Source organism: Flavobacterium sp. LK-23 (assembly GCF_058135255.1).
In genome coordinates this window covers 26,589-51,859 of record NZ_JBYUVT010000022.1, presented here as the reverse complement: position 1 = coordinate 51,859, position 25,271 = coordinate 26,589, and the positions used below count along the sequence as shown (strand labels likewise).

Annotated in this window: 23 protein-coding genes; 7 read left to right on the top strand and 16 right to left on the bottom strand. The window is 35.0% G+C overall.

Annotated elements, in window-relative coordinates:
- The first annotated feature begins 23 nt into the window (after positions 1 to 23).
- Positions 24 to 1,067 (top strand): XAC2610-related protein, encoded by a 1,044-nt coding sequence (locus AC3Y25_RS21725; protein ID WP_489904194.1) that lies wholly within the window; start codon positions 24 to 26, stop codon positions 1,065 to 1,067.
- Between the two features lie 54 nt (positions 1,068 to 1,121).
- Here AC3Y25_RS21725 and AC3Y25_RS21720 read toward each other — a convergent pair whose 3' ends face one another.
- The 5 genes from AC3Y25_RS21720 to AC3Y25_RS21700 all read right to left on the bottom strand — a co-directional run bounded on the left by AC3Y25_RS21720 (position 1,122) and on the right by AC3Y25_RS21700 (position 6,028).
- Positions 1,122 to 1,352 (bottom strand): ferredoxin, encoded by a 231-nt coding sequence (locus tag AC3Y25_RS21720; protein ID WP_264552959.1) that lies wholly within the window; start codon positions 1,350 to 1,352, stop codon positions 1,122 to 1,124.
- Positions 1,352 to 2,593, bottom strand: a complete 1,242-nt coding sequence (locus AC3Y25_RS21715) for a peptidase U32 family protein (protein WP_489904193.1) — start codon at positions 2,591 to 2,593, stop codon at positions 1,352 to 1,354. Before AC3Y25_RS21715 ends, AC3Y25_RS21720 begins: the two co-directional genes overlap by 1 nt.
- 487 nt (positions 2,594 to 3,080) lie before the next feature.
- On the bottom strand, positions 3,081 to 3,488 hold the full coding sequence (gene tnpA / locus AC3Y25_RS21710; RefSeq protein ID WP_489904215.1) for an IS200/IS605 family transposase: 408 nt from the start codon (positions 3,486 to 3,488) through the stop codon (positions 3,081 to 3,083).
- Between the two features lie 54 nt (positions 3,489 to 3,542).
- Entirely contained in the window at positions 3,543 to 4,901 is a 1,359-nt protein-coding gene (trhO, locus tag AC3Y25_RS21705; protein ID WP_489904192.1) for an oxygen-dependent tRNA uridine(34) hydroxylase TrhO, read from the bottom strand.
- Positions 4,902 to 5,077: 176 nt separating this feature from the next.
- The gene (locus tag AC3Y25_RS21700) at positions 5,078 to 6,028 is read right to left on the bottom strand and encodes a polyphosphate kinase 2 family protein (protein WP_489904191.1); all 951 of its coding nucleotides are present in this window, start codon (positions 6,026 to 6,028) and stop codon (positions 5,078 to 5,080) included.
- Positions 6,029 to 6,287: 259 nt separating this feature from the next.
- Between AC3Y25_RS21700 and AC3Y25_RS21695 the strand changes: the two genes are divergently transcribed.
- The 3 genes from AC3Y25_RS21695 to AC3Y25_RS21685 are packed head-to-tail and all read left to right on the top strand — an operon-like array spanning position 6,288 to position 11,985.
- Complete coding sequence (locus AC3Y25_RS21695; RefSeq protein ID WP_489904190.1) at positions 6,288 to 7,433, top strand: efflux RND transporter periplasmic adaptor subunit; 1,146 nt, start codon at positions 6,288 to 6,290, stop codon at positions 7,431 to 7,433.
- A gap of 18 nt (positions 7,434 to 7,451) precedes the next feature.
- Positions 7,452 to 10,625, top strand: coding sequence for an efflux RND transporter permease subunit (locus AC3Y25_RS21690; protein WP_489904189.1), 3,174 nt, complete (start codon positions 7,452 to 7,454; stop codon positions 10,623 to 10,625).
- The gene (locus AC3Y25_RS21685) at positions 10,618 to 11,985 is read left to right on the top strand and encodes an efflux transporter outer membrane subunit (protein ID WP_489904188.1); all 1,368 of its coding nucleotides are present in this window, start codon (positions 10,618 to 10,620) and stop codon (positions 11,983 to 11,985) included. The genes AC3Y25_RS21690 and AC3Y25_RS21685 overlap by 8 nt, the downstream gene beginning before the upstream one ends.
- A 143-nt stretch (positions 11,986 to 12,128) precedes the next feature.
- Here AC3Y25_RS21685 and AC3Y25_RS21680 read toward each other — a convergent pair whose 3' ends face one another.
- From AC3Y25_RS21680 to AC3Y25_RS21640, 9 genes are all read right to left on the bottom strand, one after another.
- On the bottom strand, positions 12,129 to 12,539 hold the full coding sequence (locus AC3Y25_RS21680; protein ID WP_111284876.1) for a BrxA/BrxB family bacilliredoxin: 411 nt from the start codon (positions 12,537 to 12,539) through the stop codon (positions 12,129 to 12,131).
- A 118-nt stretch (positions 12,540 to 12,657) separates the two neighbouring features.
- Positions 12,658 to 13,374: a PoNi-like cognate immunity protein gene (locus tag AC3Y25_RS21675; RefSeq protein WP_489904187.1), complete on the bottom strand. Its 717-nt coding sequence runs from the start codon at positions 13,372 to 13,374 to the stop codon at positions 12,658 to 12,660.
- 21 nt (positions 13,375 to 13,395) lie between these two features.
- Positions 13,396 to 13,818 carry an ArsR/SmtB family transcription factor gene (locus AC3Y25_RS21670; protein WP_489904186.1) on the bottom strand — a complete coding sequence of 141 codons (423 nt, stop codon included), beginning with the start codon at positions 13,816 to 13,818 and terminating at the stop codon, positions 13,396 to 13,398.
- A 220-nt stretch (positions 13,819 to 14,038) separates the two neighbouring features.
- Positions 14,039 to 14,836 carry a tetratricopeptide repeat protein gene (locus AC3Y25_RS21665; protein WP_489904185.1) on the bottom strand — a complete coding sequence of 266 codons (798 nt, stop codon included), beginning with the start codon at positions 14,834 to 14,836 and terminating at the stop codon, positions 14,039 to 14,041.
- A gap of 12 nt (positions 14,837 to 14,848) precedes the next feature.
- A complete protein-coding gene (locus AC3Y25_RS21660; RefSeq protein ID WP_489904184.1) occupies positions 14,849 to 16,024 on the bottom strand; it encodes a lycopene cyclase family protein in 1,176 nt (391 codons plus the stop codon).
- 18 nt (positions 16,025 to 16,042) lie between these two features.
- Positions 16,043 to 16,507: a thioredoxin family protein gene (locus tag AC3Y25_RS21655; RefSeq protein WP_489904183.1), complete on the bottom strand. Its 465-nt coding sequence runs from the start codon at positions 16,505 to 16,507 to the stop codon at positions 16,043 to 16,045.
- A 330-nt stretch (positions 16,508 to 16,837) separates the two neighbouring features.
- On the bottom strand, positions 16,838 to 19,090 hold the full coding sequence (locus AC3Y25_RS21650; protein WP_489904182.1) for a TonB-dependent receptor: 2,253 nt from the start codon (positions 19,088 to 19,090) through the stop codon (positions 16,838 to 16,840).
- Between the two features lie 214 nt (positions 19,091 to 19,304).
- Entirely contained in the window at positions 19,305 to 20,210 is a 906-nt protein-coding gene (locus tag AC3Y25_RS21645; protein WP_489904181.1) for an NAD(P)/FAD-dependent oxidoreductase, read from the bottom strand.
- A 10-nt stretch (positions 20,211 to 20,220) separates the two neighbouring features.
- A complete protein-coding gene (locus AC3Y25_RS21640) occupies positions 20,221 to 20,574 on the bottom strand; it encodes a MerC domain-containing protein (RefSeq protein ID WP_095930228.1) in 354 nt (117 codons plus the stop codon).
- Between the two features lie 93 nt (positions 20,575 to 20,667).
- On the opposite strand from AC3Y25_RS21640, the gene AC3Y25_RS21635 reads away from it, so the two are divergent.
- The 3 genes from AC3Y25_RS21635 (at position 20,668) to AC3Y25_RS21625 (ending at position 23,760) form a co-directional block, all read left to right on the top strand.
- Positions 20,668 to 21,060, top strand: a complete 393-nt coding sequence (locus tag AC3Y25_RS21635) for a Fur family transcriptional regulator (protein WP_489904180.1) — start codon at positions 20,668 to 20,670, stop codon at positions 21,058 to 21,060.
- 74 nt (positions 21,061 to 21,134) lie between these two features.
- Positions 21,135 to 23,003, top strand: coding sequence for an Nramp family divalent metal transporter (locus tag AC3Y25_RS21630; RefSeq protein WP_489904179.1), 1,869 nt, complete (start codon positions 21,135 to 21,137; stop codon positions 23,001 to 23,003).
- Between the two features lie 103 nt (positions 23,004 to 23,106).
- A complete protein-coding gene (locus tag AC3Y25_RS21625) occupies positions 23,107 to 23,760 on the top strand; it encodes a metal-dependent transcriptional regulator (RefSeq protein ID WP_489904178.1) in 654 nt (217 codons plus the stop codon).
- A 156-nt stretch (positions 23,761 to 23,916) separates the two neighbouring features.
- On the opposite strand, the gene AC3Y25_RS21620 is transcribed toward AC3Y25_RS21625, so the two are convergent.
- Positions 23,917 to 24,315 (bottom strand): hypothetical protein, encoded by a 399-nt coding sequence (locus tag AC3Y25_RS21620; protein ID WP_489904177.1) that lies wholly within the window; start codon positions 24,313 to 24,315, stop codon positions 23,917 to 23,919.
- Between the two features lie 167 nt (positions 24,316 to 24,482).
- Positions 24,483 to 25,265 (bottom strand): enoyl-CoA hydratase/isomerase family protein, encoded by a 783-nt coding sequence (locus AC3Y25_RS21615; protein WP_427875627.1) that lies wholly within the window; start codon positions 25,263 to 25,265, stop codon positions 24,483 to 24,485.
- Between the last annotated feature and the right edge of the window lie 6 nt (positions 25,266 to 25,271).

The window sequence follows — 25,271 nt, the reverse complement described above, 5'->3', positions numbered from 1 at the left end:
ACGAACCTTATTCTGAATACAATATGAAAATAAAGTTTTACTTCGTCATTTTTCTACTTTCACAAACCTATATTTTAAATGCTCAAAAAGCTTATGTCGTTAATGATTTCTTGAAAGGCCATACTTTGTATTTTGCCAAACAAACTAAGAATTCGAAAACAGACGAATATTATAGGCTTACAGAGAATCAAACAAAGAAAACGGTACTCGAATATGGTTCTAAGCAACTTTCTAAATCGGAACTAAACAAAACAGCCAAAATCACGACATTCAAAAGTATTCCTGAATCTAATATTCGCGTTTTAGGAGATGTCAACTTTGACGGACGTACCGACGTTATCATTTTTAACAACGAGAAAAATGACGATGAAGGTTGTTATACACCGCAAGCAACAGCATATATATTTATTAATAGGTCAGATTCTTTTTTGCTAAGCAATAGTATTAGCAACTTGTATTACAATTCCTTTTGTGTAAGAGGTGGAGGATTTGAAATTGATGCTAAAAACAAACGTCTTATAACCTCGAGCAGCGGCGGTGCAGCCCTTCATGTTTGTTCCTATTATAGTGTTTCTGGTTTGGAAGCTAAAGAAGAATGCACTTTTGAGGAAGACGGATATTCTTTTCCGTTTTTAAAAATAACAGGCAAAAAACGAAAAGGTAATGATTTCATACCTTTTTCGACTTTATCTGTTTACGAACCAAACTTAGACAAAGTAGTTACTTTTGATACTAAAAATGGTAAGGGGTGCATAATTTTATTTAAACATAACGGTATTTTGTATTACGCATTTCGGCAAAATGATGAATATAAATTTGTTTCGTTTGCCCACCCATCAAGTCCTGAAAAAGCAAATAAAGCAGGATTTAAATTTCGAAAACAAAATACAGCTTATGAATTGGAATTCAATAGTGGCAACATAAAATATATAATTTATGAAAGTTCCACAGACATTGGAATCAAAATTTATGTAAACGGAAAACTATCTGATTGGCAGGGAACTTCTAAAAAAGGAAGTTTATCTTTATTATCAAACACTACTTTCAAAAATATGGTTAAAGAATAAATTTACTTTAATAAAAAAGAGCTGCAAAATGCAGCTCTTCCGTTTTTATATATTCTATGTTTCTTTAACCGTAATAATCTTCACTGGACAAGCTTTTGCAGCGAGTTCACAACTTTCTACAATGGCATGATTCGGAGATTTCAAAGTAAAAAATCCTTTTGCATTCTGCGAATGAAGCAATACCGATTTTCCGTCTTTTTTTGACATCTGAAAGTGAACTGGATCCATTTCGACACAGTAATTGCATCCAATACATTTATCTCGTTGTAATGTTACAATAACCATTACGCCTCAACAATTTTATATAGTTTGTCAGACATTCTGATTCGGAACGGCAATTTAAAACTGCAATCATCCCCTTTTGTAGCTTTTTCACCAGCAATATCATTTACAAACATTTCATCAATTATCATTTCCTGAGCTCCTGTACTTGGTCCTGTTACCAAAATTTTATCTCCGACTTTAATATTGTAAGCTTCAATTTTGAATTGTCCCACTTCGGCTTTTGGGAAATAATGCATTCCTTTTCCAACATAAACTTTCTTTTGAGTTGCCGCAGATCCCGGAATATCGCTCCATTCTCCTAATTCTTGTCCTAAATAATAGCCTGACCAAAAACCACGATTGTAAACCGTATTCAAAGCTTCCATCCAAACTGCTGTTTTCTCTTTTGAGAAAGTGCCTTCGTAATACGCATCGATCGCTTCACGATAGGTTTTAATGACCGTTGCCACATATTCTGGCGCACGACCTCGACCTTCGATTTTTAAAACTTGAATTCCAGAATCAATTACTTGATCTAAGAAATCCAAAGTACATAAATCTTTTGGCGACATCATGTATTCGTTATCCAATTCGATTTCGAAACCCGTTTCTTGATCGATAACTGTATATTTTTTTCGGCAATTTTGTTTGCAGGCACCACGATTCGCAGAGGAATTTTGTGAATGTAAACTCAAATAACATTTTCCTGAAACTGCCATACACAAAGCTCCGTGACCAAAAATTTCGATTTCTACTAAATTTCCGTTCGGCCCTTTGATCTGATCTTTTTCTATTTGTTCTGTGATTTTCTTTACTTGACGCAAACTCAATTCACGGCTTAAAACCATCGTATCGGCAAATAAACTATAGAATCTAATGGTTTCGATGTTCGTTACATTCAATTGGGTCGAAATATGAACTTCCATTCCGATCGATCTTGCCATTGCAATTACAGCTTGGTCTGATGCAATTACAGCAGTAATATTAGCATCTTTAGCTTTTGTCAATAATGTTTTTACAACAGATAGATCGTGATCGTAAATAATGGTGTTTAAAGTAAGATAGCTTCTAACATTTTTTTCTTCACATCGATTAGCTATTTCTTTTAAATCTTCAATAGTAAAATTAACGGTAGATCTTGCACGCATGTTGAGTTGTTCAACACCAAAATATACAGAATCACAGCCATTATCTAAAGCAGCCTGGAGCGACTCAAAGTTCCCAGCGGGAGCCATGAGTTCAATTGTATTGTTAATCGTCATTTTTGATTTATTATTCAAATGACAAAAATAATATGGGTATCGATTAGATTCCTATGATTTATATCATAGTCTATGTTTTAAAAATTATTTGTAAATCGTTGCGGACATTCTTTGCGATCCTGCGGTTGAAACCGCAGGCTATGTTTTTCTGCAAATGTTTTTCAAATATAGCCCGTGGTTTCAACCATGGGAAACGTATCGTTAAACACTGCAATTTCAAGACTTATAATCCCATTGCGGATATACGCTGCGTTCCTGCGGTTGAAACCGCAGGCTATGTTTTATTTACGCAGCGTTTTTCAATATAGCCCGTGGTTAAAACCACGGGAAACGTATCGTTAGACATTGCAATTTCAAGATTTATAATCCCGTTGCGGATATACTATGCGTTCCTGCGGTTGAAACCGCAGGCTATGTTTTTCTGCAAATGTTTTTCAAATATAACCCGTGGTTTCAACCACGGGAAACGTATCGTTGCGTCAAGCGATCATTTATCCCCCAACCCATGCAATTTTACAAATTCATCAAATTCATCTTCTCCATTTTTTTTAAGATGATGTTGTTTTTGATTTTTAATATAATTGTAAACAGCATTTAACTGAGATTCGCTGACAGAGAAAGCACCAAATCCAGTTTGCCATGCAAATTTTTCAAGGATAAATTCTCCTCTATTCATAAAATGAGAAGAACTTCCTTTTATTTGCTTTACAATATCTGTGATAGTTTTTTGTGGATTTTGTAAAAATAAAACATGTACATGATCTGGCATTCCGTTAATGATTCTAACTGGACAGCCAAGTTCTGTTAATTCTTGCCAAATGCAATCGTAAAGAGTTTTTTCAATTGAAAAATCAATCAGATCTTTACGGTTTTTGGTTGCCCAAATGGCACGAATCTATAATTTGGTAAAATACGGCTCCGACATTTTAAATTAGGATTTTAAAAATCGCTAATTTAAAATTTTATACAATTTATCTGACAAACGAATACGAAATGGAACCTCAAAAGTAACCTTATCACCAACTTTTGCAGATTGAGTTTCTGCGCCGTTAACAATGATTTTATCTAAAACCAATTCTTGATCTCCTGTAGTTGGGCCAGAAATTAAGATTTTATCTCCGCTATTTAATTCGTGATTTTCCACTGTAAATTGTCCAACTTGTGCTTTTACATAGTAATGCTCTGCTTTTCCAAGAAGTACTTTTTTTACTTTTACTTTCTGACGAATGTCGGCTGGTTTTTGTGCCGTTGCCAAAGCAGTTTCTGGCAATTCTCCTGAATGTTTGAATTTCAAGTTTTCAGATTTACCTTTTCGGAATACTTTGTTTCCAACTTGTTTTCCAGTTCTTAAACGAACTTGGTCAACCAAAGGCATATGAATAATTTCTAAACATTCTGTAGAACAGCAGTTTTCCATTGCCGCTTTACATTCATCACATTGAATAAACAATAAATGACAACCATCGTTTTCACAATTTGTGTGGTTATCACAAGGTTTTCCGCATTGATGGCATTGTGAAATAATATCATCTGTAATTCTTTCGCCTAGACGATTATCAAATACGAAGTTTTTACCAATGAACTTACTTTCTAGACCTTCTTCTTTCAATTGTTTAGCGTAATTAATAATTCCGCCTTCTAATTGATAAACGTTTTTGAAACCTTTGTGTTTAAAGTAAGCACTTGCTTTTTCGCAACGAATACCTCCAGTACAATACATTACTAGATTTTTATCATCTTTGTGATCTTTAAGCTGATCGTTGATAATTGGCAAACTCTCTCTAAAAGTTTCAACATCTGGTGTGATAGCGTTTTTAAAATGCCCTACTTCACTTTCGTAATGATTTCTAAAATCAACCACAATCGTGTTCGGATCATCTAAAATCTCATTGAATTCTTTGGCTTTCAAGTGAACGCCTATATTGGTAACATCAAAAGTGTCATCGTTTAAACCGTCTGCAACAATTTTGTGACGCACTTTGATTGTCAATTTTAAAAACGAATGGTCATCGTGTTCTACAGCTTCATTCAAACGAATGCCTTTCATGAAATCATAAACTTCAAGAGTGGTTCTAAAAGCCTCCAAATTTTCGGCAGGAATACTCATTTGAGCATTTATTCCTTCACTGGCAACATAAATTCGACCTAATGCATCTAGGGCATTCCAGGCTACGAATAAGTCATTACGAAATTTTTGTGGATCTTGAATTTTGGCATACGCATAGAAAGACAACGTTAGTCGTTGTTTACCTGCATCATCGATCATGATGGCTCTTTCTTCTGCGCTCAAAGTGTTATACAGTTGCATGCTATAAACAGTTTTAAGTTAAGAATATATGTTTTTTAGATTTTCTTTAAAATCAGCGGCAAATTTAGGGTTTATTTTGAGATTAAAAATGGTCTTGCCCTAATTATCTGATTTTTTTAACATCTTACGAAATCAAAAACACTCTATTTCAACAGATCTGAATAATTAATTATTGCCTATTCTTCTAACAATGCTTTCTTAACCTCATTAAGTTCAGCAATTTTTTCTGCACTTACTTTAGGATATTCCAAATCCATTTCGTCTAACGCATGAATTATTGCAGAAGCAATTGCAATTCGAGCATACGATTTATCGTCCGCTGGAATTACGTACCATGGTGATTTTTTGGTCGATGTATTTTTGATTAATTCTTCGTACGCATGCATATAATCATTCCAATAGCCTCTTTCTTTGGCATCGGCTGCACTAAATTTCCAGTTTTTATCAGGATTGTCAACCCTTTCAATAAATCTTTTCTTTTGTTCTTCTTTAGAAAGGTTTAGAAAAAATTTAATAACAACCGTTCCGTTTCTATTAAGGTATTTTTCAAAGTTTCGAATATCTTCAAAACGATCTTCCCAGATGTCTTTAGTAATCAATTTTTCAGGAATCTTTTGACCTCTCAATATCTGTTCATGAACACGAACTACTAATACTTCTTCATAATAAGAGCGATTAAAAATTCCTATTCGGCCTCTTTCTGGAAGATGTTTCTGGCAGCGCCATAAATAATCATGGTCTAATTCTTCTGAGCTTGGTCCTTTAAAAGAAGAAACCTGACAGCCTTGCGGATTTATACCCGACATGACATGTTTGATCGCGCCATCTTTTCCGGCTGCATCCATGGCTTGAAAAATAATAAGAACCGACCATTTATCTTGTGCGTACAAAATATCCTGCATGGCAGCAAGTGCTTTGACTCCCATTTTTAATATTTTTCTAACCTGTGTTTTATCTCCTTCTATAGAGTAAGAAGTTGGTTTGTCCTTTAATGTGAAGTTCTTATCGTCTCCAACACAATATTGCTCAGAAAATTTTTTTGCCCGATGTAATAATTCCTTTTTATTTAATTTTTTTAAATCATCATCTTCTTCTTTTTGATGTTTTTTCTTGTTATTTTTTGACATGATTACAAAAGTTTTTGAATTATTATTTCTTCTTCATTGAATAATCTATTCTTACAAAAATGCAGTTTATCGGCAATAAATGGCGTTTCATCCTACTTTACATTATCAACTGATAAACAGATAGATGGAATTTTAACTAAAATTAACAAAATTCGCACAATATTTAACCACCTAACCAAAAAAACGCTAACTTAGCTAATGCACTTTATTGGTTTTTAATTAGTTGTATTTAATGAATTTTATCTAAAAGAATTTAACAATGAACAAAATCTACTCCTCAGCAATCTTACTAAGTCTTTTGATGTTTTCTTGCAAAAAAGAAACACCACCAAGCCCCAAACCATTAGAAATTTCAGTTACAACAGTTTTACAGCAAGATGTAAATTTAGAATCTGAATATACGGGGCAGACTTTTGGTCAATCGGATATACAAATTAACCCACGAGTTGATGGTATTATTGAAAGTATGAATTTCAAAGAAGGAAGTTTTGTTAAGAAAGGACAAGTCCTTTATACAATTGATCCTTTGCCATATAAAGCAAAACTTAACGAAGCGCAAGGAATTGCGGCAGAGTCGCAAGCAAGATTATCTAAAACCAAATCAGATTTGGACATGATTACTCCGCTAGCCAAAATGAATGCGGTGAGCCAGCGCGAATTAGTTTCGGCAAAATCAGCATATTCTGCTTCATTAGCTCAAATAAAAGCTTCTGATGCTTCTGTACAAAATGCTAAAATCGAATTGGGTTATTGCCAAATTTTAGCCCCAATTTCAGGATTAATCGGTATTTCTAAAGTTCGTGTTGGTGATTACGTAAGACCAGGTGCCATGTCTATTTTAAACACTATTTCTGATCTTGGCGATGTGAGAGTTCGGTTTACTATTAGCGAACAGGAATTTCTACGCCTCTTTAGAGAGTTTAACAAACCAAATTCTGCCTTAAAAGGCTCTGGTGCGATTGTCACTATAAAATTATCTGACGGTTCTGTCTATCCAGAAAAAGGAAAAGTAAGTTTTGCCGACAGACAAATCGATCCTTCTACGGGAGCTATCACATTTGAAGCAGCATTTCCTAATCCTGATAAATTACTTCGTCCGGGTCAATATGTAAAAGTCGCTTTGCTTACCGATATTCGCAAAGAAGCCATTGTAATTCCGCAACGAGCTGTTATCGAAGTTCAAGGAATCTATCAGGTTTATGTAGTGGGCAATGATAATAAAGTTCAAATGCAGATTGTAAAACCAGGTCCTTCTGTTAAAAACGGTTATATTATTGAAGAAGGATTAAAACCAGGTGATAAGATAGCCATGGGAGGTACTTCTTTGTTGAAAAACGGAAGTGTTATTACTCCTAAAATTGTTCAATGGCAATTGGGCGATCCAGAAACTGTAGCTACAAAGTAATCTAAATCACATACTATTATGGGAGAATTTTTCGTCCGAAGACCGATTGTTGCCATTGTAATTAGTATTATTATTGTGATACTTGGATTACTGGCACTGCAAAAAACACCTATTTCGCAATATCCGGATATCAATCCGCCAGTTGTAAAAATCACTACTTCTTTTACAGGAGCAAATGCCCTCAATGTAGAACAGGCAGTTGCTACTCCTATCGAGCAAAAAGTGAATGGTGTTGAAAACATGTTGTACATGAAATCAGTTAATACTTCTGATGGTGCTTGTACCATTGAGGTAACTTTTGACGTAGGTACAAATTTGGACAACGCCAATATGCTAACGCAAAATAGACAAAACCAGTCTGCTCCCTTTATGCCTTCAAGCGTAAAACAGCAGGGTGTTGTGGTAAAAAAGTCTCTTTCATTCCCGATGATGTTATTTACCATTACATCCAATAATCCAAAATATGATGCCAAGTTTTTAAATAACTACGCCAGTATCAATGTTGTTGACCAACTAGCTCGTATAAAAGGAGTTGGAGAGGTTGCTCTTTTTGGAGGAAGCGATTATTCTATGCGTATTTGGCTTAAGGCAGACATAATGAATAAACTCGGCGTTACGGTTGAAGATGTTAAAAATGCACTGAATGCACAAAACATGATTAGCCCAGGAGGAAAATTTGGAGCTGAACCCGCCCCTCCAAATACCGAATTTACATATGGTGTAACACTCCAAGACCGATTAGTAACCGAACAAGAATTTGGAAATATCGTAGTTCGAAGCAAAGAAGATGGAGCTCAGGTTTTATTGGCCGATATTGCCCGAATTGAATTAGGAACCGAAAATTACAGCTCAACAGCCAGAAGAAACAGTTCTCCAAGTGCGGTTATTGCCTTATATCAAATGCCCGGAAGTAATGCTCTTGATGTGGCAGAAATGGCAAAAACGACCATGAAACAATTGTCTGAAAGATTTCCGCAAGACATTGTATATCAAGAATCTTTAGATACAACATTGGCTATTACTGCAGGAGTTGATGATATTGTACACACTCTTTTTGAAGCCATTATACTAGTTATTTTAGTGGTTTTTATATTCCTGCAAAACTGGCGCGCCACTTTAATTCCGTTAATTACCGTTCCTGTTTCTTTAATTGGTACTATTGCCGTTTTTCCAATGTTAGGTTTTTCTATCAATACACTTTCGCTTTTAGGATTAGTATTAGCGATTGGTATCGTGGTCGATGATGCTATTGTGGTTGTAGAAGCCGTAATACATCATATAGAACATGGGAAAAATCCGCGGGAAGCAACTATTCAGGCCATGAAAGACGTTTCTGGACCCGTAATTGCAATTGCATTAATCCTCTGCGCCGTTTTTATTCCAGTTGCTATGACACCCGGAATTACGGGACGTTTTTATCAACAGTTTGCTATAACCATTGCCGTCTCGGTCGCCTTTTCGGCATTTAGTGCTTTGTCTTTAAGTCCCGCACTTTGTGCCATGCTTTTAAAACCAACAAAACCTGTAGATCAGCAAAAAGGATGGCTAGCTAAATTCTTTTCTTGGTTTAATAGGGTTTTCGAAAATGTTACAGGAAAATATATTGGTGGAGCAACATTTTTCGCTAAAAAAGCAATGCGTATTGTTGTTTTGCTAGCTGTAATTCTTGTTTCGATTGTGCTTTTAGGTAAAAAGATTCCAGTAGGGTTTATTCCTGAAGAAGATCAAGGTTATGTTTTAGTAAATATTGCTTTACCACCTGCATCATCCTTGCAACGTACCGATGAAATATCGAAAAAAGTAGACAGTTTTCTTAAAGAAGAAAAATCTATTTTATCTTATACCACGATAAACGGATTTAGTATGCTTACCAACTCTTATCAGCCCAACAACGCTTTCATTTTTATTTCCCTAAAACCTTGGGAAGACAGAGCTGAAACGGCTAAGCAGTTTGTAGACAGATTCAATAAAAAACTGGCCACTCAAATTACAACTGCGACTTGTTTTTCATTTGGTCCTCCCGCAATTCAAGGGCTTGGCGCCTCTGCGGGATTTAGTTTAATGCTACAAGACCGAGGAGGAAATACACCTCAATATTTAGCAGAACAGACACAAAATTTTATTGCCGCGGCACAGCAACGTCCTGAAATAAAACGAATCTATACCACTTTTAATGCTGGTACTCCACAGATCAAACTGGATATCGACAATGACAAAGCGATGAAATTAGGAATTCCTGTTTCTAAAGTCACCGAAGCACTTGGGGCATTTTTAGGAGGAAGTTATGTAAATGACTTTAACCGTTTTGGACGTCAATATAAAGTTTATGTGCAAGGAGAAGCTGTCAATCGTGTCAAACCAGAAGATCTAAACATGATTTATGTGAAGAACAATAAAGGCGACATGCTTCCAGTCTCCACATTGGTTACCGCAACCAAAGTATCTGGACCTGATTTTACGAATCGTTTAAATTTATTCCGATCTGCTGAAATTGGAGGAAGCCCAAATGATGGTTACAGTAGTGCGCAAGCTTTAACTGCATTAGAAGAAGTGGCCAAACAGACCTTGCCAGCAGATATGAGTTACGATTACATCAACTTGTCTTATCAGGAAAAACATTCCCCTGGAGGTTCTTCAGTATTTATTATGGCATTAGTTTTTGTATTCTTAATCCTAGCCGCACAATACGAAAGCTGGAAACTGCCTTTTAGTGTACTCCTTGGAGCGCCTTTCGCCGTATTTGGAGCGTTTTTAGGACTGCTTTTGGCAAGATTTGGAAGCGATGCTTACGTCAATAACGTTTTTGCTCAAATCGGACTTGTTTTGCTTATCGGATTAGTGGCAAAAAATGCTATTCTTATCGTTGAATTTGCGAAAGAAGAATATGAGAAAGGTAAACCGCTTTACGAATCGGCAATGTATGCCGCGAGACTTCGTTTTCGACCGATCCTGATGACTGCCTTTGCTTTCATCCTTGGAGTAGTTCCGTTACTGACCGCTACAGGTGCGGGTTCACAAGCCCGTATTGTAATGGGAATGGCCGTGTTTAGCGGCATGTTGATCGCCACCGTTTTAGGTGTATTAATTGTACCAGGTCTATTTGTTATGATTGAAAAAATTGGACATAAGAAAGAAGAAACAATCACAACAGGAGAAAACAATGTAGAATCAAATACTACAGACCATGAGTAAGAAATATAAGATAATCGTTATTGTATTGGTTCTTTCCTTATTTCCTGTCGGATGTATGGTCGGGCCAAAATATAAAAAACCTGAGCAGTTAAAATCAGATTCTTATAGAAACGAAAGAAATTTAGACAGTCTCGCTTCGGTAACCAATTTAAAATGGTTTGATCTTTTTAATGATGATGTTTTAAAAGGTCTTATACAAAAAGGTCTTGAGAATAATTACGATTTAAAAATTGCGGTTTCGAGAATTGAGCAGTTTCGTGCTGAATTGGGTTATACTAAAGCCGATTTATTTCCGTCTTTTCAATATGGAGCTACTATAAACAGCAACAAGAAATATATTACTCCATCTACAGCTGGTGCTAGCATGTCTTGGGAACTTGATTTCTGGGGAAAATATCGTCATGAAAACAATGCTGTTAAAAATGAACTTCTTGCCACAGAGGAAGCTCGTAAAGTAATATTGTCTGATATTGTTGCCAATATTGCAATAGCGTACTTTCAGATGCGAAATTTTGATGATCAGCTGGAAATAACCAAACATACACTTGAAACAAGAGAAAAATACTATCAGATTATAACCGAGAGATTCGAAAAAGGATATATCTCTGAAGTAGACAAAGTGCAGATTGAACAGCAGGTTGCCATTGCCGAAGCTGCAATTCCTAACATTGAAAGACAAATAACGTATCAAGAAAATGCAATTGCGTTGCTTACCGGTCAGCTACCTTCTGAAATTCCGAGAGGAAAAAGCAATACCGAGTTGCAGATCGTCAGTAAGATTCCATTGTCAATTCCGTCTGCTCTATTAGAAAACAGACCCGACGTCAAAGCGGCCGAATTAAGATATGCGGCAGCAAACGAAAGAATTGGCGTAGCTCAAGCAATGCGTTTCCCGTCTATTAATCTAGCGGCCATTGCCGGATTTGCCAGTGCCGATTTGAGTAATCTGTTTCTAGGAAGCTCGTATATGCAAAATGCTTCTGGTGGAATTGCGGGACCAATATTTGCATTCGGAAAAAACAAAAGAAGGGTTGAAATAAACAGACAACAAGCAGAACAGTTCAAATTTCTTTATCAACAAACCTATATCGGTGCTGTTTCTGAAGTAGAACAATCCATACAAAACGTTAGAACTTATCAAGAAGAATGGAAAGCCCGCAATAGACAAGTTCAGGCGGCTTTAATAAACTTCAAACTCTCTCATGAAAGATATGATAGCGGTTACGTTTCTTACTTAGAAGTTTTAGACGTAGAAACGAATCTTTTTAATGCACAATTAAGTCTAGCACAATTATCTGAAAGACAATTAAGCTCCATGGTTGAATTGTACAAAGCACTTGGCGGAGGGTGGAATCTCTAAGTTGCTAAGATTCTAAGTTTTTTGAAGCGAGACGTATAAAAAAACAAAAAGCACTATTTTAATAGTGCTTTTTAGTTTTAAATCATTGTCGCTTTAATCCTAAACTTAGTATCTCAGAATCTTAGCAACTTAGTATCTTAAAATTAACAAAACTCGTTAAACGCATCTTGCAAATTCTCAGCGATTAATTCCGCTGGGCGTCCTTCGATGTGGTGACGCTCTAACATGTGAACCAATTCTCCGTTTTTAAACAAAGCCATAGATGGCGAAGATGGAGGAAATGGAAACATATGTTGTCTTGCAGCATCAACAGCTTCTTTGTCTACACCTGCAAAAACAGTAATTAAATGATCTGGTTTTTTAGCATTATCCAAACTCATTTTTGCTCCCGGACGTGCATTTCTTGCAGCACACCCGCAAACAGAGTTTACAACAACTAAAGTGGTACCTTCAGCTTTGATAGCATTCTCAACAGCTTCAGCACTATGTAAATCTTGAAAACCAGCTGCTGTTAATTCAGCTTCCATTGGTTTTACCATATCTAGTGGATACATATTCTTTTGTTTTAAATTGTACTTTTTGAACTGCAAAGTTACAAAGTTTACTCGCAACTAGTTAATTTGAAGTATAAAGTTTTGTTATAGTTTAATTAATAAATCTGAATATTCGAAATTATAAATCTTTAAAATGCAATAAATCATAAGGATAATACTGGCATTCTTTTAATATTTCATCATCCAATCCTAAGACCTTCACTAACGCCGCACTTTCAAAACTCCAATAACCTGAATACACATTATGCTGACTATTATGACTATTATGCCACCCGCAATCTCTATGTCCCTGATACCAGTATTTTGTAAGATATATCTGCAGTTTAACAACAGATTCTTCTTTGTTATCATTTAAAATTATTTCTTCTAATTTTTTATATGGATGTATAAACTTAAATTTTGGAGACTGACTGCAATCTTTACAACGATAGCTAATTAAAAAATCGACAAGAGAATCTTGTAGTAAATTTTGCTGTACCAAATCTTTTAATTTTTCGAACTCGGTATCTTCAATTTCAACTGTTATTGCTAACGAAATAATCCATAACATTTGCACATATCCATTTTCTGGATTCCAAATTTTTTGCATAATTCCTATAACATCTGGCAAGAATTTTCGTATTTCAAAGATACTTTTCCCTGCAGAAAACATTGCAATCAATTTGTTGAAATGAAAAGAAAAAAGAAATACATATCCAGACCTAGCCCCTTTATCTTCTTCGCCCCTTTCATCAATAACTTTTTTCACTATTTGAGTAAATTTAATTATCCTATTATTTTCATAATTTAAAAACTCATCAAAATATTTATCATCTCTTATTTTATCTCTTATCATAAATATATTTTATGTTATATATTAAGCTTTCTGTTTTATTTTTTTATCGGGAAATTGATAATTGTATTGTTTTAAATGACTGTTTCTGCCTCTTGGCTTAAGTTTTGTCGTTAAAACGGTTGCCTTATCTTTTTCAGAAATTTCAATTGTCGAAAGATAACTGCTGCAATATTTTTTTAGAGCATTAATATTATCTACCCCAACAGAATAAATGGTCTTCTTGCCTTCATATTGTATATGAACCAGATTTGCCTTTTTTAGCTCTAGCAAATGCTTGGATATTGTTGATTGCGCCAATGGAATTAATTCCACTATTTCACCACATGTTCTTTGATCTCTTTTCCAAAGAAGAGTCATAATCTGAACTCTAGTCGGATGCCCGAGAGCTTTACAAATTTCAGCTATTACTTCTGTTTCTTCATCAAATTTTAGAGGTTTGGCCATTCTTATTAATTTACAAGTTCTTTCATCGTTAATTGTCTATCATAAGCGACATATTATGTCTTTAGACAGTAAACAAATCTAAGTACAATGCAAATCTATAACTACCCTTGAAAGTCGTTAAAGTAAAACAATAAGACATATTATTCTCGTAAGTTTCTATTTAGTCATAATAAAAACCAAGTACTTTGGGCTTTCAACTATTTTTTACGATCATAAAAGGCTACTTGCCAAATTTCTTTTGATATGGATAAGTCTCATAAATAGTATTGTCCTCATTAATTGAAAATCCCTTTGCGGCATCTTCTCTTGCTATGCCAACCAATGCGATAACTTCCTCGCGAGATTTACCTTGCTTGAGCCAGCAAATCGCTTTATAATATTTAGCATCAGAGAATTCAGGATATATTTTTAATGCTTTATCAAAAGTAGCAATTGCTTCATCCCATTTTTTAAGTTCATACTTTGCAATTCCCTGATAAAAATAAGCCGTAGGATGCTCCAACTGCTGTCTGTTTTTGTAAATATCATTCACATAATCATCCAAAAGCTTTTCTGCCTTTTCGTATTCATTTAACTGAAGATAACATAGCGCTTTATAAAAATTAAAAGAATGGTCCATAACATAGCTGTTTCCGTATAATTTTATAGCTTCATCAAAATCAACAATAGCCGCTTTGTAACTATGTGAAAAAATGCATTTCATAAAGGCACGATAAGAAAGCCAGCGTTCTTTATCATACAATACCGCTTTATCCAAATAAGGCATTCCAACTTCATACTTTTTACATTTAAAATACGGCATTGCTTTCTGTTGCCATAAATAGGCAATTGTACTGTCTTTTTTCAAACCCTCGTCAATACAATTTTGCCACTCAGACATTTCAAAAACATAATTATGCTTATAAGCACAACTGTCGAGATATTGAGTAACAATCTCATCTTGTGCTTTGTTTTTAGACACTTGTCCAAACGATAAAAGGGTAAAAAATAAACTGAATCCTAGAATAATGTTTTTCAATGGTTACGCTTTTTAGTTAGATTTATTTGAAAGAAAAATCACTCTAAATAACGCTTTAATAAATGGTATTTTTGGACACTTTAAAATAACTTTAACATCTTGAAAAAAACTCGTTTCTTCATCTAAAAATTTAAAAATCAATTTCGGATTTCCTTTTCGAAATAAGGAAGAGAAAATAGAACTTCCCCGTTCGTTATGACGATAGAGAATATCCAAAAGCAATAAATCGTAAAACCAAAACTTAGACTTTTTATGAAAGCTTTTCATTTCGAAATCTTTCTCTTGAATAAACTCCACCAAGTCCGAAGATTTTTTATCTGCGTTTTTAAAAGTATAACCTGTACTGGCTTTTGTCCAGCCACCAGCCGTACCAATATTCAAAACCCGCTTGGTGTTTTTTTTCCAAAAAGGATAGCAAGTCATCGGGATACTTCCCTTCTCTTTCTCGAGAATTTCGTAGTTTTCTGTCCCTAGTTTTTTCAGATACAGTTCAATTGCTTTTTCGTATTCTTCTTGCGGAAGGAGTTTTTCGGAAAATAAAGTATATTCAACCAAAGCCTCTGTTTTTGAAGTTGGCAAAACATACATAAATCGCGTATTTCCTTTTTGTTCAACAGAAAAATCCATGAAAGTGACTTCTTCTGGATTGAAAACTTCCTCTTTCGTTTTCACAAACCAGCCCACAAAATGCTGTTGCAAAACGGGATATTTGTTTTGCCTTTCGGCGAAAGCCTTAGTATAAATGCTATTGAAAAGATAATCGCAAGTATATCGATTCTCTTCTGTTCCAACAAAAACGTGAGTTTCCAATTCATTGATGTCGGTCACTTTTTCGTTTAAAAAAGTAATATTCGGTTGTTTTGAGATGGTTTTGAAAACAAAATCATAAAAATCTAAACCCTTGATTTTATTATATGAATAAGGTCTAAGATCCAAATCACGTTTGAAATTCTCATTGGCAAATAAGGCCGAATCCCATTTTTTTGAAATAACCGAATTCCAAACACTTTCTTCTTTCTCCCAAAAACACCAAGTTCTGTCATTGCTTTTCTTCGAATTCTTATCGAGCAGTAAAATCGACTTATCGGAGAATTTTCCAGACGAAACCATTTTGTAAACCGTCATCAGAGATGCTAGTCCTGTTCCTGTAAATATGTAGTCGAAATGTGGGATTTGTGAAGAATTCATTCTCAAAAATAAGAAAATTTACTTTTCCAGATTTTCTAATAGTGCTTTAAAATCTTTTAGTGCCATATAATTGTTGTACTGAAAGATAATTTCATTCTTATCGTTCAAAACACATAAAATAGGATATGCTATTTGGTTGTTTATCGTTCCAAGCTGTAATGCCAATTCATGAACACCAACATTATTCCCCGAAGGTTGAAATTTAAACGTGTGATTATTAAATCTAATATCTCGTTTTTCTTCTGCATTAAAATCAATAAAATAGAAATTGGAGTTTAGTTTTTCTATTATCTCTTGATTCTTGAAAGTTGTCGCTTTCATTCTTTGGCAAAACTGACACCAATCCGTATGGATAAAAACAATAATTTTTCGTTTCTGAATTTGTTGCAAGCTATCTATTTCTCCAAAAGTTCTGCTTTTTAATTGGCAAAATCCTGTTGAAGTTATCGAGAAGATGAAAATAAGTAGAGCTAGCTTTTTCATTGTTTTGTTTGCCACAGATTAAAAGGATTTGAAAAGATTGTTTCACTTCGTTTGTCTCCCTGAGCGAAGTCGAAGGGCGCTCCAATTGAAACGGGGCTTCGACTTCGCTCAGCCTGACAAAGAAAAATAATCTTTCTAAAAAAATTTAAACACATCAAGACATAGATTTTTTGCTTTTTAACCACAGATTAAAATGATTAGAAAAGATTTTTTACTTCGTTTGTCACCCTGAGTGAAGTCGAAGTGCGCTCCAATTGGAACGGGGCTTCGACTTCGCTCAGCCTGACAGACTAAAAATCTTTTTAATCCGTGTAATCTGTGCCTATAAATTTACCTAAAAGTATATCGTAATCCCAAAAATCCGCGAATAGTTTGGTTCTGTCCATAAACATAAGTGGTATCGAATGTCAATCCGTATGGATTATCTGGTGTTACTAATACTTTTCCTGCCGAATCATATTGAACATTTTTATCAAATGGGTCGTTTGTTCTTGAAATCAAAAACGGATTATTTTGTTTTGGTGTAAAGTTCAACAGGTTTTTAATTCCTCCATAAACTTCAAAATCTTTCCATCCTGAATACGTAAACTGAATGTTCTGAATGCTATACCAAGGCGAATTTGGACTTCTTGGATCGGTTTCGCTCAACAAAGGCAATTTCATCGGACTGTAAACATTTCCGGTATAATCCATGGATAAATTCCAAGGTTGAATTTTGTATGAAACACTCCAAGTTCCGGTGAAATTCTCAGTCAAAAAAGGTCTTTCCGAAATTCCGTTTTCGACATTTTTGTTGTCTAAAACCGTTGCTCCAACAATAAATTTTAATCCAGAAGGAAAATTAAGATCGACATTTGTACTGATTCCTTGGCTTATTGCATAACCATCAATATTGTCGTAGATAATTTCGTTTGGATTGGTTTCGTAATCTGAAATGATCTTATTGCTGAATCTAGTATAAAAAGCTGTCGTTTCAATTCCCATAAACGTTCCATTTCCGAAATTGATTTTCTGAATATAATTCAAATTGACATTTACAGATTGTTCTGGTTTCAAATCATTTTTGATAATAACATCTCTTGAACCCGTCAACGCCGCATGATCTTCGGTAAACAAATTCACAACTCTAAAACCCGTTCCAGCATTTAATCTAAAAATGGTGTTTTCGCTTGCCTTAAATCTGTACGCAAATCTTGGCGTAAAAATAGAGCCATGAATAGAGTTATAATCGTAACGCATTCCTAACAAAACCTGACTTTTTGGAGAAAAAGTAATTTCGTCTTGAACAAAAATTCCTGGAAGCCAAGTATTTTCAGCCTCTTTGGTTGCAGTCGTGTTATCGTCATAGTAGGTATATCGGCTTGCGATTCCTGCTAATAAATCGTTTCGTCCGATTTTTTTATCCCAAGTCAGCTGTAAAAATCCAATTTTCTGATTGGCAATATAAGATGTTGTCCCGTAACGGCTGTCCTGATAATGAACATTTCCAGAGAAGGAAAGCATCAATTTTTCTTCAAACGGCAATTGGTAACTTCCAATTAATTCGGCTCTTTTGGTGTAAATGCTTTCGCCGTAAATTTCATCTCCGCCACGGTATTTTTTCTCCCAACGAATGTCTCCTCCCCAACGATCTTCATACATTCCTCGTGCTGCAATGGTAAATAATCGATTATTATTTCGTTTAAAACTCCATTTATTAAAAACCGAAATACGTTCAGAAAGCGTAACATCGGTAAAATTATCTTTGTCTTTATCTATAACCTGATCGTAGTTGAAGTAATTAATTCCGATAAGCGAAATCGCTTTTTTTCCAACATTAAATTTCGTTCCTAAATCGAGATTGCTTTCAAAATAAGAAGTTGTAAAATAATCAGCAGAAAAAGTCGGTGCATTCGTTGGATTTTTAGTGATAATATTAATCAAGCCACCAACGGCTTCACTCCCATAAAGAGACGAAGCTGGACCTTTTACGATCTCGATTCGTTCCACCAAAGAATTCGGAATTCCAGACAAACCATAAACTGTCGAAAGACTGCTTACAATTGGCATTCCATCTATCATAACCAAAGTATAGGGACCTTCCAATCCGTTTATATGAATATCTCCCGTATTACAAACTCCACAATTGAGCTGTGGGCGAACACCATTTATATTCTGAAGCGCATCGTAAATACTTGGGGTTGGGTTTTTCTTAAAGAAAGTTGGCGAATATACCTCAACGGGAACGGCACTTTCTAATCGTTTTACAGGTTTTAAAGTTCCCGAAACTACCACTTCGTTCAATTCATTTTGATCTTCTTCTAATTCAAAATCCAAATTCAGATTTTCATTTTCTAAAACTGAAATTCTTTGCGTTATGGGTTTGAACCCTGTTGAGATTACATTTATTTTATATGTCCCGCTAGGAATATTTTCTAATTTATAAAGTCCTAAAGAATCGGTTTGTGTTCTAAAGTTTGTATTTAATAAACGAATGGTAATTTCCTGACCAATAGGAAGTATACTTTCTACTTTTCCAGTAATATTTTGAGAGAAAATGCTTTGAGTTGAAATTATTAATATTGTCAAAAATAAATATTTCATTGTTGTAAAATTAAATTTAGACAAAACTAAAAATTATATTTGACAAACATTCATCCTTAAAACAAAAATTTTCAAACTGATTGAGTTCAATATGTTACATTTTCCATTTTAAGAATCGCAAGCATTTTTTTTAATCTCGCAAAGACGCTAAGTCACAAAGCTTTTTTATAAACTTGGCGACTCTGCGACTTTGCGAGAGAATTTTGCGCATACATTAAAAATCTTCGTCAATAAGCTCTTTATTAATGATCGCTCCAGCAAAAGAACCCGTAGAAACCGCAATTGCTACAGATCGCATTTGTGTTGTGCAATCTCCGCTAGCAAAAACTCCAGCAATATTTGTTTTCTGCATGCCATCTACTTTTAACAAACCTTGTTCGCTACTATCGCATCCCAAAGTTGCAGGAATTGGACAATGTTGCTCAAAAGACGGTCTGGCATAAATCGCTTTAACCTCAACCTTTTCTCCGTTCTTAAAAATGATCTTTTTAATATAACCTTCCTTATGATCAAAAGAATCTATTTCTTCTTCGAAAATCTGAACGCCATGATTTTTAATAATTTGTGTTTGTTCTAAACTCAATTCCGACTTTCCGTTGGTGCATAATCTCATGTCTTTTGTCCAATTGGAGATTAGTTTAGCATATTCAAATCCCATTTCACCATTGACAATAATAGCAGTTTTTTCATTTTTTACTTCATAGCCATGACAATACGGACAATGCAAAACCGAAATTCCCCAACAAGCTGCAAAGCCTTCAATTTTAGGAAGCAAATCTTTGACTCCCGTTGCAAACAATACTTTTCTCGCTGTAAAGATTTCTCCTGATTCGGTTATGATCTCGAAACCGCCTTCTGTTTTAAGTGCTTTTATCGCAAGTCCATTGTAAAATTGAACGGTTTTATAAATCTCGACTTGTAATTTGGCTTTCGCCGAAATAACTGTTGGCTTCTCGCCATCTTGAGTAATAAAATTATGAGAATGCGGTGTCTGTCTGTTGCAAGGCAAACCGCTGTCAATAACCAAAACCTGACGCAAGGAACGTCCTAAACTCATTGCAGCAGATAATCCGCTATAACTGCCACCAACGATAATCACTTCAAAATGCTTCTGTTCCATATTTCTATTTTTAATGATTTTGTTTTCTATGTAATTTGTAATTGATTAAATGTCCGATGATCATTCCGATTCCTCCAAAATAGATCAGATCAAGATGAATTTCGAAAAAGAGTTCAGTCAAAATACTAATCCAAATCAGCGCCATTGAAACAACCAAAATTGACGAGACCAAGAGAGCTGATTTTTTTATAATTTTGAGAATTGCAAATAAACCTATCGAAGCAAATAGTAAATCTATAATTGGGTTGTGACTCAAGCCTAAAGGGAGAATCGTTAAAAGAGGAAAAATCAAACAATGCACCAGACAAATGGTAGCGCTCGAAATTCCTAAAATATCGTAAAAGGATGTGCTTATTTTCTTCATTATGTGTACTTTTGCTTAATGCAATTTTGTTGCAAATATATACAATTTTATCAATTGCAACATTGTTGCGTTTAAATTTTAATTCCGTAAAAAATGAAGACTACACGTAATACCGCAGCAAAGACAGCTGTTTTAGAGGTGTTTGAGAAATCTAAAACGGCTCTTTCGCATACCGAAATTCAGAAACAATTGAATGATTTGTGCGATCGCGTTACCATTTACAGAATTTTGGACCGTTTGATTAATGAAGATTTAATTCATAAAATTTCGAATTTGGATGGAACGGTAAAGTATGCCAAATGCAATCATTCGCATCAGCGTGTACACATTCACAACCATGCTCACTTTAGTTGCGAGAATTGTCATGAGATTACTTGCCTTGAGACTGTAAAGCCGAGTTACATTATGCCACACAATTATAAAGTGAACGAAATCAATTTTACGTTATCCGGATTATGTCCGAATTGTTTAAATTCTAACATTTAACTTTTAGACTCGTCTAAAAATATTGTTTCGCGAATATAATTTTTCTCTATATTTGTGAAAACAATACTTTTACAATGACCAAATCTTTAGAAGAAGTCCACGAATCGGTTTCTACAGAAAACAAAAAAAAAGGTTTTAGAAAAATTTTAGCCTTCTTAGGCCCTGCATATTTAGTAAGCGTTGGCTACATGGATCCAGGAAACTGGGCGACTGACATTGCCGGCGGAAGCCAATTTGGATACACTTTGGTTTGGGTTTTATTAATGAGCAATTTAATGGCGTTGCTTTTACAGAGTTTAAGTGCGCGCCTCGGAATTGTAACACAGCGCGACCTCGCGCAAGCCTCTCGAGAAACCTATTCCAAATACATCAACTACATTTTATATTTCTTAGCTGAGATTGCAATTGCTGCCTGCGACCTTGCAGAAGTTCTCGGAATGGCAATAGGAATTAATCTGCTTTTCGGAATTCCGTTGCTTGAAGCCGTTCTAATTACCGTTTTAGATACCTTTTTACTGCTTTTCCTGATCAATAAAGGAATTCGCAAGATGGAAGCCTTCATTATCGCTTTGGTTGCCATAATTGGCTTCTCTTTTATTTTCGAAATGATTTTTGCAGAACCAGAAATGGGCAAAGTTTTACAAGGACTTATTCCCTCCATTCCAAATTCAGCTGCTTTATATATTGCAATCGGAATTATCGGTGCAACTGTAATGCCTCACAACCTGTACTTGCATTCGTCTTTAGTGCAAACTAGAAAATTTGATCGAACTCCTGCTGGAATCAAGCAAGCTTTAAAATATAACTTTATAGATTCTACTATCGCTTTAAATCTTGCTTTCTTTGTAAATGCGGCTATTTTAATTCTGGCAGCAGCCACTTTCCATAAAAACGGAATGTATGAAGTGGCCGAAATTCAAGACGCGCACAAATTTTTAGAACCACTACTGGGAACAAAATGGGCACCAGCTTTATTTGCTATTGCGCTAATTGCTGCCGGACAAAGTTCGACCGTAACAGGAACACTTGCTGGACAAATTGTAATGGAAGGGTATTTGCATTTTAGAATTCAGCCTTGGGTACGAAGAATCATTACACGTTTAATTGCCATTATTCCTGCCGTAATCGTGATTTTGATTTATGGCGAAAGCGTAACAGGAAAACTTTTAATTCTTAGTCAGGTTATTTTGAGTTTGCAATTGGGTTTTGCTATTATTCCGCTTATCCATTTTGTGAGTGATAAATCGAAAATGAATGGTTTTCATATTTCTAGAACGACTCAAGTTGTTTCTTGGATTATTGCCACGATCATTGTTTCTCTAAACGCGAAATTGGTTTATGACGAAATTACTTCATGGTTAGCAAGCTCCAATCATCCAATGGTTCTTTGGTTTACGGTTGTTCCATTAGCTATAGCATTCTCCGCTCTATTGCTGTATATCATATTCAAACCATTTATTGCCAAATTCAAATCAAAAACTATAAATCATTCGCCGCATAACCTTAAATTGAAGTTTTCGCCAAGAGAAAGCCAAAGCATCAAAAACATTGCAGTCTCTGTAGATTTCTCACATGCCGATGAAGCTGCTTTGAACAAAGCCTTCGAATTGGGTGGCATTGACACAGAATATACCCTCATTCACATTGTAGAAACGGTCGGAGCCTTAATGTATGGCGTTCATGTTCACGATCATGAAACCACAATCGATGAGAAATTATTGCTGAAATACAAGGACATGCTTTCAGACAAAGGATTCAAGATCAAAACAGAACTTGGTTTTGGAAAACCAAACAAAGTAATTCCGAAAATTATAAACGAAGGAAATTTTGACATTCTTGTCATGGGAACCCACGGCCACACTGGATTGAAAGATATTCTTTTTGGCACAACAGTAGATAAATTGAGACATAAAATTTCAATACCTTTGTTGATTGTTAAATAAAGTTTCTAAGATGCTAAGCTACTAAGATTCTAAGGTTTTTATTAAAAAGCCTGAAAAGAAAACTTAGAACCTCAGCATCTTAGAAACTTAGAAGCTTAAAAAAATGACATTTTCAGAAGAAAATTACCTTAAATCGATCTATCACTTGACAGCAGCTTTAGAAACTGAAGTGAGCACAAATGCTATTGCCGAAATTATGGAAACGAAAGCTTCCTCTGTAACCGATATGCTTAAAAAGTTAGCAGAGAAAGATTTAGTAAATTATAAAAAATACCAAGGGGTTTCTTTAACTGAAAACGGAAAACTGGCTGCCAAAATGATTGTGAGAAAACATCGTCTTTGGGAAGTTTTTCTGGTAGAGAAACTTAATTTCAGCTGGGATGAAGTTCATGATATTGCAGAACAATTGGAACACATCAAATCGGAACAATTGATTAATCGCTTAGATGATTTTTTAGGAAATCCAACTGAAGATCCACATGGTGATCCAATTCCTGATGCGAATGGAAGAATCATTAAAATCGAAAAACACCTTTTATCAGAGCTTGAAGAGAATCAAACCGGAGTTTGTGTTGGTGTAAAAGATACATCGTCAGAGTTCTTAAAATATCTGGATAAGCAAGGAATTGCTTTGGGTTCTAAAATTGAATTTTTATCTAAAGAATCTTTTGATTTATCGGTTAAAATCAAAGTGAATGATAGAGAATTATCTATTTCTAATAAAATTGCTTCTAATTTGTTTGTGAAGCTGGTTTAGTTCTTATTTCGCAGAGATTCACAAAGAAGTTTCACAGAGATACGCTAAGAGTTTGAACAAGGTTTTTTCTGTCAGGCTGAGCGAAGTCGAAGCCCCCGCAAAGTGATTCTGCAAACGTAGGCTTCGACTTCGCTCAGCCTGACAAATTAGTTATTATTAAACAATCCCCTTCTCAATCATTTCCAACATTACTGGCGAAGCATTTTTAAACGTTGGTGGCTGTTCTATAATGCTTCCTGCGTTCTTCTTATTTACTTTAAACGTAACATCGTCTTCTGTTGTAAATAAAAGCGCCGTTAAAAAAGGATTTTTGATGTGTGTGCCTAAAATCAATAAGGCTTCGTCTAAAGTATGAATGCTTTCAATTTCTTCTGTTTTATATCTAAAAGTCAGAGAAATTGAAAATGTATTATCTTCATTCAAAACCAATCTGAAATAAACATTTTTGAGTTCTGTATCGCCCATCGTTTTGGCCAAGGTCAGTTTGGCGAAAGTTCCGCTTTGGATGCTTTCTTTAACTCGTTCACAAAAAAGGGCAAATATTGGTTCGTACATTTTTTTAAGTTGCTAAGGTTCTGAGATGCTAAGATTCTAAGTTTTCAAACTTTGTCTAGTGTTTTACCGCAAAGTTGCACAAAGACTTCGCAAAGTTACGCAAAGATTTATATAATTTTTTTCTTTGTGAATCTCTGTGAAGTCTTTGTGTAACTTTGTGAAATAACTTATTTTCCTGTAAATTCAGCTTTACGTTTTTCTAAGAATGCTGTGGTTCCTTCTTTAAAATCCTCGGTTCCAAAACATTCTCCGAATGATTTTATTTCAGTATCAAAACCATTTTTACCGTCTTTAAAGTTGGCATTAATTGCTTTGATTGCTTTTCCAATTGCGAATGGTGCATTTTTGATAATTTTCTGAGCGATTACATTTGTAAATGACAGAAGTTCTTCTTGAGGCACAACATGATTTACTAAACCGTAATCTTTTGCTTGTTCAGCAGTAATCATAGCTGCGGTCATAATCATTTCCATTGCACGGCCTTTTCCAACTAATTGCGGTAAACGCTGTGTTCCACCATAACCAGGAATTAATCCTAAAGTTACTTCTGGAAGTCCCATTTTTGAATTGTCCGAAGCAACTCTAAAATGACAGGCCATTGCCAATTCTAATCCGCCACCAAGAGCAAAACCATTAACGGCTGCAATAACTGGCTTTTTAAGGTTTTCGATGAAATCAAACAAAGACTCCTGTCCTTCAGCAGCTAGTTGTGCGCCTTCAACAGTGGTATAATTTGCAAATTCCGAAATATCTGCTCCAGCAACAAAGGCTTTCTCTCCGCTTCCGGTTAAAATAATAATACGAACATCATCATTTTTAGATAATGATTGAATAGCATTACTCAAATCACTAATGGTTGCTTTGTTTAAAGCATTTAATTTAGTTGGTCTGTTAATAGTGATGGTAGCAACTTTTTCTACAATTGAAATTAAGATATTTTCGTAATCCATGACGCT

What these genes read in the sequence shown, in the direction of transcription:
- AC3Y25_RS21725 (WP_489904194.1), top strand. Translation starts at nt 24, where the DNA reads ATGAAAATAAAGTTTTACTTCGTCATTTTTCTACTTTCACAAACCTAT.
- AC3Y25_RS21720 (WP_264552959.1), bottom strand. Translation starts at nt 1,352, where the DNA reads ATGGTTATTGTAACATTACAACGAGATAAATGTATTGGATGCAATTAC.
- AC3Y25_RS21715 (WP_489904193.1), bottom strand. Translation starts at nt 2,593, where the DNA reads ATGACGATTAACAATACAATTGAACTCATGGCTCCCGCTGGGAACTTT.
- trhO (WP_489904192.1), bottom strand. Translation starts at nt 4,901, where the DNA reads ATGCAACTGTATAACACTTTGAGCGCAGAAGAAAGAGCCATCATGATC.
- AC3Y25_RS21700 (WP_489904191.1), bottom strand. Translation starts at nt 6,028, where the DNA reads ATGTCAAAAAATAACAAGAAAAAACATCAAAAAGAAGAAGATGATGAT.
- AC3Y25_RS21695 (WP_489904190.1), top strand. Translation starts at nt 6,288, where the DNA reads ATGAACAAAATCTACTCCTCAGCAATCTTACTAAGTCTTTTGATGTTT.
- AC3Y25_RS21690 (WP_489904189.1), top strand. Translation starts at nt 7,452, where the DNA reads ATGGGAGAATTTTTCGTCCGAAGACCGATTGTTGCCATTGTAATTAGT.
- AC3Y25_RS21685 (WP_489904188.1), top strand. Translation starts at nt 10,618, where the DNA reads ATGAGTAAGAAATATAAGATAATCGTTATTGTATTGGTTCTTTCCTTA.
- AC3Y25_RS21680 (WP_111284876.1), bottom strand. Translation starts at nt 12,539, where the DNA reads ATGTATCCACTAGATATGGTAAAACCAATGGAAGCTGAATTAACAGCA.
- AC3Y25_RS21675 (WP_489904187.1), bottom strand. Translation starts at nt 13,374, where the DNA reads ATGATAAGAGATAAAATAAGAGATGATAAATATTTTGATGAGTTTTTA.
- AC3Y25_RS21670 (WP_489904186.1), bottom strand. Translation starts at nt 13,818, where the DNA reads ATGGCCAAACCTCTAAAATTTGATGAAGAAACAGAAGTAATAGCTGAA.
- AC3Y25_RS21660 (WP_489904184.1), bottom strand. Translation starts at nt 16,024, where the DNA reads ATGAATTCTTCACAAATCCCACATTTCGACTACATATTTACAGGAACA.
- AC3Y25_RS21655 (WP_489904183.1), bottom strand. Translation starts at nt 16,507, where the DNA reads ATGAAAAAGCTAGCTCTACTTATTTTCATCTTCTCGATAACTTCAACA.
- AC3Y25_RS21650 (WP_489904182.1), bottom strand. Translation starts at nt 19,090, where the DNA reads ATGAAATATTTATTTTTGACAATATTAATAATTTCAACTCAAAGCATT.
- AC3Y25_RS21645 (WP_489904181.1), bottom strand. Translation starts at nt 20,210, where the DNA reads ATGGAACAGAAGCATTTTGAAGTGATTATCGTTGGTGGCAGTTATAGC.
- AC3Y25_RS21640 (WP_095930228.1), bottom strand. Translation starts at nt 20,574, where the DNA reads ATGAAGAAAATAAGCACATCCTTTTACGATATTTTAGGAATTTCGAGC.
- AC3Y25_RS21635 (WP_489904180.1), top strand. Translation starts at nt 20,668, where the DNA reads ATGAAGACTACACGTAATACCGCAGCAAAGACAGCTGTTTTAGAGGTG.
- AC3Y25_RS21630 (WP_489904179.1), top strand. Translation starts at nt 21,135, where the DNA reads ATGACCAAATCTTTAGAAGAAGTCCACGAATCGGTTTCTACAGAAAAC.
- AC3Y25_RS21625 (WP_489904178.1), top strand. Translation starts at nt 23,107, where the DNA reads ATGACATTTTCAGAAGAAAATTACCTTAAATCGATCTATCACTTGACA.
- AC3Y25_RS21620 (WP_489904177.1), bottom strand. Translation starts at nt 24,315, where the DNA reads ATGTACGAACCAATATTTGCCCTTTTTTGTGAACGAGTTAAAGAAAGC.
- AC3Y25_RS21615 (WP_427875627.1), bottom strand. Translation starts at nt 25,265, where the DNA reads ATGGATTACGAAAATATCTTAATTTCAATTGTAGAAAAAGTTGCTACC.